Raw genomic sequence first — 13,371 nt, 5'->3', positions numbered from 1 at the left:
CCGTCCGCTGCCTGCCCCTACCCCTCCGCGATCATGCCCCGCACACGAAGAAGCCCCTGCTCATCGAACAGGGACTCCCTTTGCCGCAACGCACTGAGGAAAGCCGACGGGTTGACGCAAGAAGAAGTCGCCGAAGTCTTCGGTGTCACCCGCGTGGCCTTCCATCGCTGGGAGACCGGCTTGGCGAAACCTCGCCGACGTCACCTCGAGGCTTACGTTCGCCTGCTGAACGGCTGGGCGGCAAAGCATCCAGAGGCAGCACAGGCTTCGGAACCAGAACGACAGGCTGGATAAGGAGACTGATGCCAACCGGCCCGTAAACGCCGAAGCGGCCCCGTCGCCACAACGGGACCGCTTCCTAGCGATCGACTCGACGAACTTCCAGGAACCCGAGTCGTGAGCAGCGAGGTGACCTCGTCTGCCGGGTGATGCCCGTGGACCCTAGAGTCCGCGTGGTCACCTATACCCAGGATATGCGCGGCTTCGCGCGCATCGCCACTATCCCGGGTCGGCAGTACGTCACACTCTCTGATCACGACTCCCCTACTTGGGGAGATGTCCTCCTTTGCACAGCCCACATCACCCGCCCGCCGGCCCTGCTGGCGAGGACTTCGGGTCCACCTACCTGGAACGCGCCTGGGAGCCGCCAGAAGAGGTCATCCTGCGGCGGGAGCTGGTGCGCACACCCACGTTGCAGCCAGAAGATCTCGGCGTCCTGGCAGAACTGCTGCTCCGTGACCCGCGCCTGCCGTCGACCATGGAAGCCATCCGCGCCGACCTCCAGGCCCGTGGCTGGAAGATGGGCAAGGACCGCTACAACGCCATCGCGGCGCGCCTGACGAAGGCCGGCCACCTCGCCCGCGTCTCGGTCTACGACGACACCACGCAGCGCCCTACCTGGGTCACTCGGGTCTACCGGAACCCCGCGAACAACGAGCAGTACGTCGATCTCGGCATCGCGGCATCAGCGCAGGTCAGAGCCGGAATGCGGGAAATCCGCGATCCGGCCGACGCCCTCGGCTCCGCACAGCGGGAAACCCGCGTTTCGCCTGGTCAGAGCCGGATCGCGGAAAACCCGCGATCCGAAAACCCGCGTTTCGCCTGGTCAGAGCCGGAATGCGGGAAACCCGCGATCCGCTCCGCCCCCCCACACCCCCCGGAGGAGGAGGATTCCTCCTCCCCCAACCCCCTCACTGGCCGCTCGGGGTCGCTTCCGTCACAGAGGGAGGGGGCGGAGTTCTCCTCGGAGGAGCTCTCGGCGGCCCGGGAGTTTCTGCAGCAGATGGAGCGCTGGCAGGCGGGCGCGGCCACGGCTCGCCGGGTGGCGCCGAAGCTGCTGGCCACGATGCGAGAGCAGGGCTGGCCGTCCCTGGTCGGCATGGCCGCTCAGGACCGCGCGCTGCTGGAGGCCGATCTTCTGCGGAACACGGGCGGCGCCAAGTCCTGGGTCAAGTGCCTGCCCGGCTGGGTGCAGGACCTGCGCCGCTACGCGCTGGTGCGCCCGCAGACCGCTCCCGCGCCGGGCGGCAGCCCGCGGCCGGCCGCGGCGCGTGCCGTCATCGCGGCCTGCCCCGCGTGCGACGAGTACGGCTGGCTCCTGGACGACGACGACAGCGGCCCGCAGCGCCGCTGCACCCACCCCGGCATCACCCGCAGCGAAGTGGAGGCAGCCAAGTGACCACGCAGACCCTGGACCAGGAGCGGGCCGTTTCCGTGGACGCGGAGCGCCGCGCGCTGGGTGCCTGCCTGATGGCGACCCCCTCGTACGACCCGGTGGCCGACGTGGCGCGGGCCGTGCGCGAGGGCGACTGGTACGAGCCGGCGCACGAGCTGGTGTGGTCGGCGGTGCAGCGGCTGCACGGGGCGAGCCGGCCGACCGGCGTGCCGGTGGTGGAGGCGGAGCTGCGCCGCACCGGCGACCTGGAGCGCGCGGGCGGTGTGGTCGGCCTGTCCCGGCTCGCGAGCGAGGCGTGCTCGGCGGCCGAGGCCGGCCACTACGCCGACCTGGTGCACGGCTACGCCCAGGTGCGCCGCTACCAGAGCACCCTCGTGCGCGGGATGCAGGGCGCCCGCCTGGCGGACCCGCTGTCGGTGCCGGAGACCATTGCCGCCCATCAGGCGGAGCTGGAGTACCTCGCCGCCGACGGCCAGGCGGACGATGACGACTTCGGCCGGTTCGGGGACCACCTGGACGCCCACCTGGACAGCCTGGCGGTGTCCCTTCCGGCGGCCGCCGTCACCGGCTTCAGTGATCTGGACGTCCTGATGAAGCTGATGCCCGGGCAGATGATCGTGGTCGCCGCCCGCCCGGCCATGGGCAAGAGCGCGTTCGCCCTCGGCGTCGCCACCGCCAACGCCCGCACCGGCGCTCCCACCCTCGTGCACAGCCTGGAAATGGGCCGGGCCGAGGTCAGCAACCGCATCCTGTCCGCCCGGGCCCGGGTGGCGTTCCACCACATCCGCGACGGCGTCGACGGCCTGACCCAGGACGACTGGGACCGCCTGGACCGGCACACCCCCGAACTCCGCGACCTGCCGCTGTGGATGGACTACTCCGCCCGCGTCAGCCCCGCCCGGATCCGCTCCCGGATCAAGACCATCGTCCGCGAGACCGGCCGGGCCCCGCTGGTGGTGGTGGACTACCTCCAGCTGATGCAGACCGACCAGCGCAACGCCCGGCAGTCGCCCTACGAGCGGGTCACCGAGATCAGCCGCGAACTGAAGATCCTCGCCTCCGACACCGGGGCCGTGCTCATCGCCCTGGCCCAGCTCAACCGCGGCCCCGAACAGCGCCAGGACAAGAAGCCGGCGGTGAGCGACCTGCGCGACTCCGGCGCCTTGGAGCAGGACGCCGACGCGATCCTCCTGCTGCACCGCGAGGACTACTACGAGCCCGAGTCCGAGCGGGCCGGGGAGACCGACCTGATCGTGGCCAAGCACCGCAACGGACCCACGGCCACGGTCACGGTGGCCCACCAGTTCCACTACAGCCGCCTGCGCGACATGTCCGCCGCCGAAGAACCCGCCCTATAACCGCCCTGGACGCCGCTGTGCAGCCCGTTCCGCCCGGCGCCGGGCAACTGCCCCGGCCCGGGCGTGATCGCTGCGCAGCGGTCCACACAGCCGATCTTGAAAGGAGAGCCCTGCATGGGCATCGTCGGAGACGGCCTCGAGCGGGCCGTACAAGGAGCGTTCACCCGCCCCATACCGAAGTCGGCCGGCGCGCAGATGCGGTACCTGGTCAAGCAGCTCAAGGGCACCCGCGCCGTGGCCAACCTTCTCGGCATCACCCAGCGCACCGTCGAACGGTACGTCAAGGACCAGATCCGCCGGCCCCGCCCGGACCTCGCCCGACGCCTGGAGGACGCCGTGCGCCAGCGCTGGCAGCCCCGCGTCCGCGCCCAGGCCCGCCGCCAGGCCGCCACCAGCACCGGCCTGGTTGTCGACACCCGCGCCCGGTTCGGCTTCACCGCCGCACCCGGCACCAGCGACGACGCCCGGATCCGACACCTCACCCTCGCCCTGCCCCCGCACCACGCGGCCCGCCTCTTCGACGCCCAGGATCGCGGTGCCGGCGAACGGCAGCTGCGCGACCTCGCGGCCGAGGCCCTTGGCGAGGTGTACTTCCGCGACGGCGGCCGCCGCGCGACCGGCCTGGAGGTGCAGTTCACGGACGTCGAGCACGTGGAGTTCGACCTGTAGCGGGGACAAGCGGGACGTCCAGGCCCGTCAGCGAAGTGGCCGGCACCCTCAGTCCGCCCGGAGGCGGGTGGCACGGGTGCCGGCCGACCCAAGACACCGCCCAGGGGGCGCGTGCTCGGATGGCAGCTTATCCCGACACCCCCGGACGGTAGTAAAATCCATACTGTTTTCTTGATGAGTCTCCGGTGGTTCGCCGGATGGTGGGAGGACCAGATGATCCGCGCCGGACGCCAGCACCTGGTGCGCACCCTCGCCGACATCGCCGCGCAGCAGGGCATCGCCGTGCAGACCCTGCTGAACTCCGGACGGCACCTGGCAAAGGGGTTCCCCGCCCCGCTGAACGCGGGCCGGACCCGGCTCTACGACGGCGAGCAGGTCGACGCGCATCTCGCCGGCCTCCCTGTCCCTTTGCTGCCGACAACGGACGACGACGAAGACCTCCTGGACCGTCAGGAAGCCGCTGCGCTGCGCGGGATGCCCCCGCAGATGTGGGACCGCCGCAAGAAGGATCCGGCCGTGAGCAAGCACCTGGTGCTCGCGGGCGGAGTCGAGCACTGGCCTCGCCGCGTCGTACGGGACCACACCCCCACGCCCCGCCGTCCCACCGGCAGCAGCGGCGGGGGCCGGCCCATCGGCGCCGGGGACCAGGTCCCCCGCGACCAGCTTCCCGCGCGCGTCGCGCAGCTCCTGGACCAGGACCCCGCCCTCACCGCGGCCGGTGTCACCGACAGTCTGGGCGTGCACCGCAACACGGCGCAGGCCGCGCTGACTCAGTGCCGCGCGGACCGGATGGCCGACGTCATGGAGCAGCGCAAGGTGACGGCCGCACAGGCCGCCGCCGCACTCGGCTACCCGGCCGGCCAAACCCGCCGCGCGGGCGTACGCGCCGCGGCCATCCTGCGCGGCCGCCAGGCACGCCCGTACCTCGCCGCCGTCGCCCAGGCCCTGCACGCACGCGGCTGGGCCGCCACCGACACCCCGCCGACCGTCCAGCACCCCGAGGACGACGTCTGCGTCGCCGCGCTCACCCTGGACGCCCCCGCGGCGCCGGCCCCCGCCCTGGTGTGGTCCGAGCGGCACGGCTGGCGCACCGCGACCTCCCGCCGCCACCCGCTCGGCCGGGGCGCAGCCTGGCCCCCGCCCGGCCCCGGTGTACGCCACCTCGCCACCGGCGCGACCCCCGCCCCCGCCGACCTCGTGAACGCCCTCGACAGCACCGGCTGACCCCCTTCCGTCGCACGCGCCGACCCGAGCCCCCAGGACGCTCCTGGGGGCCCTCGTCGTGCCTACCGGACACCGGCCCGAAGGACGTCAGAGCACGGCGCAGCACGGGCCACCCAGGAAGGGACGTGCCAGGGCGCAGAACCAACAGCAGGGGGCGGGTGGCTGACGGTGGTTGCCGGTTTCATACTGACGTTTTTGACGGATCGCCGGGTCGTTGCGTTGCCGATCGGTATCACGGCTCGGTGTTCGTGCTGTTCAGTCGGCCCCGCCCGACTGACGTCACGCTAAGTGGCCATCGGGTTTGAACCAGATCCAAATTGACACGCCCCTCGTGGAAGGTCGCCTGGCTGTACGTCTCGTAGGTGCTGCTGGCGTCGTCCGTCCCGGTCAGGGGTCCGCGGGGGCGGGGGAGTCCGGGGCCAGGGCGTGGAGCAGGGTGCGGATCCGGTCCAGTTCGGCCTCGGGGTGCCCGATGCGGGCGAGGATGCCGAGGGCCTGCTGCCAGGCTTCCCGGGCAGTGTGGGGGGTGCCGGTCGCGCGGTGGGCTTCTCCCAGGTGAACGAGGGTCTCCGCCTCGAGGGCCTGGTCCTGGGCGCGGCGGCTGAGTTCCAGCGCCTGTGTGAGGTGGGGCAGGGCGTCTGCCGCCGCGTTTTCCTGTATGGCCAGCCGCCCCAGTTTGCTCAGCGTCTCGGCCTGGCCTGCGGGGTCTCCGAGGCGCTGGAAGAGGGAGAGGGCCTGTTCCAGGTGTGTGCGTGCGTCGGCGGGTGAGCCGTGTTCGGACAGCAGCGCACCAAGGTTGACCATGATGTTCGCCTCCCCGTGGGAGTCGCCGATCTTGCGAAAGAGGGCGAGTGACTCCTCGTAGGCGGTTTGGGCCCGCGTGGCCTGCCCGTGCAGTGCGGCGAGGCGGCCCAGGCTGTTGAGCGTGTTGGCCTGGCCGCGTGTGTCCTCGAGGTCGCGGAAGAGTTCCAGGGCGGCGTGGTAGCAGGCGGCGGCGTCGTCGTACCGTCCGCTCAGGTAGTAGGCGTTTCCCAGGTTGCCTCGTGTCGCGGCCTCGCCGGTCCGGTCGCCGCAGGCCCGGCGCAGCGTCAAGGAGTGTTCGTACAGCGCGGTCCCCTCGGCGCCGTCCCCGGTCACCATGCGGGCCGTGGCCAGGTTGGTGAGCATCTCCGCCTCGGCCCGGACGTCACCGGCGGCACGGGTGGCCGCGAGTGCCAGCTCATGGGTGGCGATCCAGTCGCCGGTGCGGCGGGTGAAGAGCAGGTGCCGCCACAGCGCGTGGGTGAGCCGCACCGTCCGGTCGTGCCAGCCGTGCCGCGCGCACAGGCGGATCGTGCCGACCAGGTTGGTGCACTCGGTCTCCAGCCAGGCCGTGGCCTCATCGGCGGAGACGAACGACGGGGGCCGGGCCGCGCCGACCGCCGCCGTCGGCGACGGCAGTCGGCGGCGGTGAGGGTCCACCAGGTCCATGGCCGCCGCGCACGCTGCCGCGTACCAGTCGGCCAGCTCCCGCCCGGCCGCCTCCCGTTCCTGCGCCGTGCTTTCCTGCCGCAGGCGCGCGCCCGTGAACTCCCGCAGCAGGTCGTGCATCCGCCACCGGTCGGCTCCGGTCTGCTCCACCAGGTACAGGCCGGCGAGCCGGTCCAGCTCCTCGCCGGCCTCCCGCACGGACCGGCCGGCGAGCACCGCCACGGCCGCCGTGCCGAACTCCTGCCCCGGGTGCAGGCCGGCGAGCAGAAACGTCCGGCGGGTTGGGGCGGGCAGGCTGGCGTAGGACAGCTCGAGGGCGGCCCGCACCCCCGCGTGGAGGTCGTCCTCCACTGCCAGCACGGACAGCCGGCCCTCCCGGCGCAGCCGCGCGACGAACTCCTCCAGACCCAGCCGGGGCCGGCTCACCAGATGCGCGGCGGCCAGCCGAAGCGCCAGGGGAAGATAACCGCACAACCGGGCCAGCTCGGCCAGCGCGTCGCCTGCGTCGGCCGCCCGCCGGGCGCCCAGCAGGCGCTCCAGGAGCTCCCGCGCCTGCTGCGGTGTCAGCAGGTCCAAGACGAAGGTATACACCTCGTGCGTGACCAGCAGACCGCGCAGCGCCTGCCTGCTGGTCACCACGACCCGGCACCGGCGTGAGCCCTGCAGCAGCGGCCGGACCTGCTCGGCACCGGCCGCATTGTCCAGCACGACGAGGACGCGCCGGTCGGCCAGCAGCGTCCGCAGCAGCGCCGATTGCTCCTCGGCCGTCCCGGGCAGCTCCTCGGCCGCCACACCGAGCGAACGCAGCAGCCGCTCCAGCGCCTGCCTGGGGGACAGCGGTTCCGTGCCCGGGGAGAAGCCGTGCAGATCGAGGTAGAGCTGGCCGTCCGGGAAGCAGCCGGTGAGCCGGTGCGCGCAGTGCAGGACGAAAGTGGTCTTCCCGATCCCCGCAGCACCGGTGACGACGGGCACCGGGGCGGCGTCCGGATCCCCGTCCCCGTCACCGAGCAGGGCCCCCAGCTCGGTCAGCTGGTCCTCCCGCCCGACGAAGGTACCGGCCGTGGGCGGGAGTTCACGCGGCACGACGGCGGGCCGGGACACCGGCGCAGGCGATAGCCCCGGCCCTGTGGCGGACACCGACCGGGGGACGGGCGCGGTGAGGGCCGTGTCCGCGGTGAGGATCTGCTGGTGCAGGCGCTGCAGTGCTTGGCCGGGGTCGATTCCCAGTTCCTCGGCCAGCTGCCCCCGGACGTGCTGGTAGTGGGCCAGGGCGTCGGCGGCTCGTCCGCTGCGGTACAGGGCGAGCATGAACTGGCCGGCCAATCGCTCATCCAGTGGGTGCTGCCCCACGCGGGCGGTGAGCACGGGTAGCAGCTCGCCATGCAGCCCGCTCCGTAATCGGATGTCGGTGCTATCCAGCTCGGCCGACAGCCGTTCCCGCTCCAGGGCCTGGCGCAGGTCGCAGAACCACGGGGTGTCCACGGTGGCGAACGGCTCCCCCCGCCACAGTTCCAGCGCTCGTCCCATCAGTGCCGCCTGTTCGTCGCCGGTCGTCCGGGCCTGCGCGACTAGGTCCCGGAACCGGTGGAGGTCCACGGCTGTCGCGTCCACCTTCAGGACGTAGCCGCCGGGCTGCCGCGCGATCCGCACCTCCTCCGCGGCGGCCTCCAGCGTCTGGCGCAGACGGGACAGATAGCTGTACAGCGTTTCCCTGGCCCGCTGCGGCGCCCGGCCTGCCCACACCCGGTCGATGAGCTCGTCGACCGAGATCATCCGGTTGGCGTCCACGAGCAAAGCGGCTAGCACACACCGTTGCCGAAGGTGTCCCACATCCACCGGACGGCCATCGACGTGCGCCTCAATTGTGCCGAGTAAGCCAAACTCCACCGCCATCCCGATCACCCCCTCGGCCGGAACCCTAGCCCCGGGACAAACTCCCAGCAGCCGTTTCAAGGTTCATCCAAGAATCGTCCTATACCTGTCGAACACAGTGGTGTCAGTTCCAACCGTCTCCAACAAACAGGGAGAGAACGATGCGACTGCGTCACGCACTTGCAAGTGCAGGACTCGGAGCCGCCGTGGCCATCGGCACGATGGTCGTGCCCGCACAGGCCGCCTCAACGACAACCACAGCGGTGCAGTCCCCTGCGGCAGCGTGCACGGAGTGGTTCGACAATGCCGGCAGCGGAGGCGCTGGGAGATTCCACGTGCAGTGCCCCGGGTACTACGTGACGGTCTGGGTCACCTGCAGCTCCGGCTCGCCCATCAACGGACCGAAGAGGTTGGGGTACCAGAAGGCGGAATGCCGCAACGGGGCGTACATCACCAGCGGTGGCTACGACGCGACTCGGAGCTGAAGCGGGAACGCGCTCAGTAAGAACCAGGTCATTCTCGGACCTGCACAGGCCGACCGGGGAGAGCCCCTGGTCGGCCTGTTTTCTGAGGTTTTCGTGTCGAGGTGCGGGGGTTCACGGCCGGGGTCGACGCCTTCCCGAGCACCCGGCAGCTCGCGAGGAACGCCCGGTGCACCCGGCGGCCGGCGGCGTCGATGCCGCCTGCGAACTGCCGGATCACTTCGCGGCGTTCGGCGACGAGGTGGTCGCCGCACAGCCAGGCCGACCAGACGCGGTCCGGGGGTACGTGGCGGCCGGCCTCCAGCTCGTAGAACTCCGCGTCGATGGAGGACCTTGGCAGTTTGTCCGCCGCGGCCAGGTCGTCATCGCAGACGTCGGTGACGTACAGTTCGGCTGCGGTCTGCGGCAGCTTTTCCGCGAACGCGGCGGCTTCTTCCACCTTCTGGTGGAAGGTCATGACCGTGCGCAGGTTGTACGCCGCTGCGTGCTCCAACAGTGCGGTCTGCAGCAAGGCGAGGCGCCGGCCGCGCCGCGCTTCCTGAACCGCCCCGGCTCGAATGGAGACTCGATTTCATGAAAGGATCGAGTCATGGCACGACCCTCCCGTTACCCGCTTGAGCTGCGCCGCCGCGCGGTGCGCATGGTCGCCGAAGTGCGCGACGACCACCCGAACGAGACGGCCGCCCTGCAGGCGGTCACGGACAAGCTCGGCATCGGCTCCCGCGAGACGCTGCGGAACTGGGTGAAGCAGCACGAGACCGACGTAGGGACGCGTCCGGGGACGACGACGGAGGAGTCCGCCCAGCTCAAGGCGTTGAAGAAGGAGAACGCCGAACTGAAGCGGGCGAACGAGATCCTCAAGGCCGCGGCGAGTTTCTTCGCGGCCGAGCTCGACCGGCCACACACACGCTCGTAGCGTTCATCGACGAGCACCGGGACCGCTTCGGCGGGGTCGAGCCGATCTGCAGGACGCTCACCGAGCACGACTGCAGGATCGCCCCTTCCACCTATTACGCCCACAAGAGACGCCTGGCCGTCCCGTCTGCCCGTACCGTGCGGGACGCGGAGCTCAAGGAGCGGATCCGCCAGGTCCACACCGACAACTACCGTGTCTACGGGGCCCGGAAGATCTGGCGGGAGCTGAACCGGCAGGGTCACGCGGTGGCCCGCTGCACCGTCGAACGGCTGATGCGCGAGCTGGGCATCGCCGGCGCCGTCCGCGGCAAGAAGGTCATCATCACGATTCCGGACCAGCAGGCCGAGCGGGCCCCGGACCGGGTGGACCGCGACTTCGTCGCCGGCGCGCCGAATCGCTGCTGGGTCGCGGATTTCACGCACGTGGCGACCTGGGCCGGGGTGGTCTACGTCGCCTTCGTCGTGGACACCTTCTCCCGCCGGATCGTCGGCTGGTCCGCCGCGACGTCGAAGGAGACCCGGCTCGTCCTGGACGCTCTGGAGATGGCACTGTGGCAGCGCGACCGCGATGAATATCCCTATGCTCGCGGCGAGTTGATACACCACAGCGACGCGGACAGCCAGTACACCAGTTTCCGACTAGCCGAACACCTGGACACGGCCGGCATCGCGGCCTCGATCGGCTCCGTCGGCGATGCGTACGACAACGTGTACCGCTCGAAAAGTCGTCGCCGCAGGTCACGCGGCGTATCCGTACTCGCTGATGAGGCCGCCGCCGAGAGCAATGCTCAGAACCTGTGGATCCACCCGGGAAGGGCGTACCTTCCCGGGTGATTGACGGATAGGTCACCGAGCAAGACCGGTGTTCGCAGCACCGGCCGGGAAGGCATCGTCCGTGCTCAGCGTAGTGAACGACGACGGCACCACACCTGGTCAGGCAGCTCAAGGGCCCCCGCGCCGTGGCCGACCTGCTCGGCGTCTCGCAGCGCACCGTGGAGCGGTACATGAAAGACCAGATCCGCCGCCCCCGCGCCGACCTCGCGCAGCGCCTGGAGGACACGGTCCGCGCCCGGTGGCAGCCCCGCGTCCGCGCCCAGGCCCGCAAGCAGGCAGCCACCACCGGCGGCATCGTCATCGACACCCGCGCCCGGTTCGGCTTCACCGCCGCGCCCGGCACCACCGACGACGCCCGGATCCGACACCTCACCCTCGCCCTGCCCCCGCAGCACGCGGCCCGCCTGTTCGACGCCCAGGACGCCGGCGCCGGTGAGCGGCAGCTGCGCGACCTCGCCGCCGAAGGCCTGGGCGAGGTCTACTTCCGCGACGGAGGCCGCCGCGCCACCGGCCTGGCGGTGGAGCTCACCGACATTGAGCACCTCGCATTCGACCTGTAGCCGGCCAGGGCGGGGCCAGCGCTGGCGTCCGGCTGTGACTGAACGTTCGGCTACCGCGCCGAGATGACCACGTGCTTCGCGATCCGGGATCAGGTCACCGGCGTCGCCGGCCTGCCGGCCGCGGCGTGAGCACGAAAGCCGGGACCCGGCCCCACCACACCCGACACGCGGTCAGGCGCTCAACAACGTGACAGCGCCGGATCCAGGGCCAGAGCATGGTCGTGCGGGTTGAGCTCACCGCCGACAAGACGGTCTTGGATGCGGCAACGTACTGGGGGATGAATGGTGCTGGTGACGGAGTTCCGGACGAAGGATCTGCCGGTGGCCGAGCGGTTCGGCTCCTGGCACGACATGACGGCCAGCGCGTTGATACCCAACGTGATCCGCAGCGACCACGAGGCGGACTTCCGGGCGAGCGCGCGAGTGCTGGACCTGGGCGCGGTACAGGTGTCCGCGCTGACCTACCCGTCACTGGAGACCCGCCGGTCGGCGCGGCTGATCCGGCAATCCGATCCTGATTCCTACCAGCTGATGCTGGTCCTGCGTGGGGGCAACCGGATACTCCAGGCCGGCCGGGACACCACCATCGGCCCCGGGGACGTGATGCTCTACGACACCTCGCGCCCCTGGCACGGCTGGACGGCCGCCGGCGCGGACACGGTGAAGGGGGTGATGGTGCAATTCTCCCGGGCCCTGCTGCCGCTCCCGGCGAACAAGGTCGACCGGCTCACCGCCGTGAGGTTGCCCGGACGCGAGGGGATGGGCGCTGTGCTGTCCGGCTACCTCACGCAGCTGACCGCGGGCGCCGCCACCTACACCGCGGCGGACGGCGCCCGCCTGGCCACCTGCACCCTCGACCTGCTCACCGCCTTCCTCGCCCACCACCTCGACGCCGCTGCGTCAATGCCGCCCCAGACCCACCACCGGGTCCTGCTGATGAAGATCCACGCCTTCATCCAGCAGCACCTGGGCGACCCGGACCTGTCCCCGGGCGCGATCGCCGCGGCCCACCACATCTCCCTGCGTTCCCTGCACCGGCTCTTCCAGGACCAGGACACCGGCGTCGCCGGCTGGATCCGCGCCCGCCGGCTGGAGCGCTGCCGTCGCGACCTGGCCGACCCCGGTCTGCGCTCCCGGCCGGTCCGCGCCATCGCCGCCCACTGGGGCCTTGCCGACCCCGCGCACTTCAGCCGCGCCTTCCGCGCCGCCTATGGACTCAGCCCTCAGGACTACCGTCGGCAGCACCAGCAGTAGCCCGGCCACGCCCCGATGCGTGAACCCCGCCACGCCCTTGCGGCTGGCGGGGTTCACATGGCGTGATGTGACGTGCTTACGGGCAGGTGGCCGCCGTGTCGATCCTGACGCCGGTCACAGTCTGCGACGAGTTGAACGTGACACCCGAGTTGGGCTTGAGGCAGTAGTAGTAGGTCCCGCCGTCCTGGGTGTAGCGGAGATACGCCCGGTCGTCGTTGCGGGTGTTCCACACGTGGTTCGCGCCTCGGCTGTTGGAACCGAGGCTCTGGTACGAGGTGGTGACGTCGCGGTACGAGGCATTGGGCGCCGCCGCGGACCAGTCATTGGCGGTGAGGTAGAAGCAGACGCGAGGATACGCGCATCCGTTGTAGGACGTGGCGGAGGCGGTGGGAGCCGCGACGGTCATGGCGCCGGCGAGGGCAGCGGCCGCGACCCCGACGACGGTGAGCTTTCCGGTTATCTTCATGACCTGGAGCGTGGCAGTAGCCGGCGGGCCCGTCGTTGTCCGCCGGTGCCAACCAGTTGGCACCGCGCGCCAACTGCCGGCCGCCCACCGACTGGGCGAGGGGTAAGGTCGCGGGCCGCAAGCGGCACGTGATCGTGGACTGTCCCTGTCTGCTGCTGACGGTACTGGTCACGACCGCGAGCGGGTGGGCAGCCATGATCAGCATCCTTCCGGGTCTTCGATGTCTCCATCAAACCCGGGGCGGTTCACTCGTAGGAGACACCGGGTACAGGGCGAGCGTGTGCGGGACTCACCCAGACTCGTTGCTCGGCGGGTTCGGCGGAGCCGTTAATGCCGTCCTGCCACAGCAGGATTCCTACCTGGTAGAGCCAGCCGTCCTTCACCTGCCGGCGGGCGTGCAGCCGTCCGCGGACTTCCTGGGCGTCGGGGAGTATGACGCAGATCGGTGGCACGCTGAGGGTGCCCTTTCCCTGGTCCACGATGACCGCTCTTGTCCTTTGGGTGCAGATCTTCTGAGGGTGCCTCGTTGGGGTGATTCGCAGGGGTTCGGGATGTGGTCGGGCGTGCCGGCTTCTACCGTCGCCGGGGTCGA

At 70.9% G+C, this 13,371-nt stretch carries 11 protein-coding genes and 2 pseudogenes; 9 read left to right on the top strand and 4 right to left on the bottom strand.

What is annotated here, in order from left to right:
* Positions 1 to 33 precede the first annotated feature (33 nt).
* The 5 genes from ACFYQA_RS38230 to ACFYQA_RS38210 all read left to right on the top strand — a co-directional run bounded on the left by ACFYQA_RS38230 (position 34) and on the right by ACFYQA_RS38210 (position 4,926).
* A complete protein-coding gene (locus ACFYQA_RS38230) occupies positions 34 to 294 on the top strand; it encodes a helix-turn-helix domain-containing protein (protein WP_388928244.1) in 261 nt (86 codons plus the stop codon).
* A gap of 271 nt (positions 295 to 565) precedes the next feature.
* Positions 566 to 1,678: a hypothetical protein gene (locus ACFYQA_RS38225; protein ID WP_388928238.1), complete on the top strand. Its 1,113-nt coding sequence runs from the start codon at positions 566 to 568 to the stop codon at positions 1,676 to 1,678.
* Entirely contained in the window at positions 1,675 to 3,033 is a 1,359-nt protein-coding gene (locus ACFYQA_RS38220; protein ID WP_388928236.1) for a replicative DNA helicase, read from the top strand. The genes ACFYQA_RS38225 and ACFYQA_RS38220 overlap by 4 nt, the downstream gene beginning before the upstream one ends.
* Positions 3,034 to 3,147: 114 nt before the next feature.
* Positions 3,148 to 3,702 (top strand): telomere-protecting terminal protein Tpg, encoded by a 555-nt coding sequence (gene tpg, locus ACFYQA_RS38215; protein ID WP_388928233.1) that lies wholly within the window; start codon positions 3,148 to 3,150, stop codon positions 3,700 to 3,702.
* Positions 3,703 to 3,876: 174 nt separating this feature from the next.
* Positions 3,877 to 4,926 (top strand): hypothetical protein, encoded by a 1,050-nt coding sequence (locus ACFYQA_RS38210; protein ID WP_388928230.1) that lies wholly within the window; start codon positions 3,877 to 3,879, stop codon positions 4,924 to 4,926.
* 387 nt (positions 4,927 to 5,313) lie between these two features.
* Here the strand turns inward: ACFYQA_RS38210 and ACFYQA_RS38205 are convergent, their stop codons facing one another.
* Positions 5,314 to 8,289, bottom strand: a complete 2,976-nt coding sequence (locus ACFYQA_RS38205; protein ID WP_388928227.1) for a tetratricopeptide repeat protein — start codon at positions 8,287 to 8,289, stop codon at positions 5,314 to 5,316.
* Positions 8,290 to 8,883: 594 nt separating this feature from the next.
* Positions 8,884 to 9,300, bottom strand: a pseudogene (locus ACFYQA_RS38200) (helicase); the annotation flags it as partial.
* Between the two features lie 39 nt (positions 9,301 to 9,339).
* Between ACFYQA_RS38200 and ACFYQA_RS38195 the strand changes: the two are divergent.
* The 4 genes and pseudogenes from ACFYQA_RS38195 to ACFYQA_RS38180 all read left to right on the top strand — a co-directional run bounded on the left by ACFYQA_RS38195 (position 9,340) and on the right by ACFYQA_RS38180 (position 12,313).
* On the top strand, positions 9,340 to 9,666 hold the full coding sequence (locus ACFYQA_RS38195) for a transposase (RefSeq protein WP_388928224.1): 327 nt from the start codon (positions 9,340 to 9,342) through the stop codon (positions 9,664 to 9,666).
* A 5-nt stretch (positions 9,667 to 9,671) separates the two neighbouring features.
* Positions 9,672 to 10,499, top strand: coding sequence for an IS3 family transposase (locus ACFYQA_RS38190; protein ID WP_388928241.1), 828 nt, complete (start codon positions 9,672 to 9,674; stop codon positions 10,497 to 10,499).
* A gap of 92 nt (positions 10,500 to 10,591) precedes the next feature.
* Positions 10,592 to 11,059, top strand: a pseudogene (tpg, locus tag ACFYQA_RS38185) (telomere-protecting terminal protein Tpg); the annotation flags it as partial.
* 282 nt (positions 11,060 to 11,341) lie between these two features.
* Positions 11,342 to 12,313 carry a helix-turn-helix domain-containing protein gene (locus ACFYQA_RS38180; RefSeq protein WP_388928221.1) on the top strand — a complete coding sequence of 324 codons (972 nt, stop codon included), beginning with the start codon at positions 11,342 to 11,344 and terminating at the stop codon, positions 12,311 to 12,313.
* A gap of 76 nt (positions 12,314 to 12,389) precedes the next feature.
* Here the strand turns inward: ACFYQA_RS38180 and ACFYQA_RS38175 are convergent, their stop codons facing one another.
* Positions 12,390 to 12,779, bottom strand: a complete 390-nt coding sequence (locus ACFYQA_RS38175) for a hypothetical protein (protein ID WP_388928218.1) — start codon at positions 12,777 to 12,779, stop codon at positions 12,390 to 12,392.
* A gap of 245 nt (positions 12,780 to 13,024) precedes the next feature.
* On the bottom strand, positions 13,025 to 13,258 hold the full coding sequence (locus tag ACFYQA_RS38170) for a hypothetical protein (protein ID WP_388928216.1): 234 nt from the start codon (positions 13,256 to 13,258) through the stop codon (positions 13,025 to 13,027).
* Positions 13,259 to 13,371: the final 113 nt, after the last annotated feature.

This window comes from Streptomyces sp. NPDC005774, from assembly GCF_042871645.1.
Classification (GTDB): domain Bacteria; phylum Actinomycetota; class Actinomycetes; order Streptomycetales; family Streptomycetaceae; genus Streptomyces; species Streptomyces pratens.
The sequence above is the reverse complement of the archived record's forward strand: the minus strand, read 5'-3'. Positions and strand labels throughout refer to the sequence as shown.

Coding starts and splice junctions, on each gene's coding strand:
- ACFYQA_RS38230 (WP_388928244.1), top strand. CDS start 34: ATGCCCCGCACACGAAGAAGCCCCTGCTCATCGAACAGGGACTCCCTT.
- tpg (WP_388928233.1), top strand. CDS start 3,148: ATGGGCATCGTCGGAGACGGCCTCGAGCGGGCCGTACAAGGAGCGTTC.
- ACFYQA_RS38210 (WP_388928230.1), top strand. CDS start 3,877: ATGAGTCTCCGGTGGTTCGCCGGATGGTGGGAGGACCAGATGATCCGC.
- ACFYQA_RS38205 (WP_388928227.1), bottom strand. CDS start 8,289: ATGGCGGTGGAGTTTGGCTTACTCGGCACAATTGAGGCGCACGTCGAT.
- ACFYQA_RS38195 (WP_388928224.1), top strand. CDS start 9,340: ATGGCACGACCCTCCCGTTACCCGCTTGAGCTGCGCCGCCGCGCGGTG.
- ACFYQA_RS38180 (WP_388928221.1), top strand. CDS start 11,342: ATGGTGCTGGTGACGGAGTTCCGGACGAAGGATCTGCCGGTGGCCGAG.
- ACFYQA_RS38175 (WP_388928218.1), bottom strand. CDS start 12,779: ATGAAGATAACCGGAAAGCTCACCGTCGTCGGGGTCGCGGCCGCTGCC.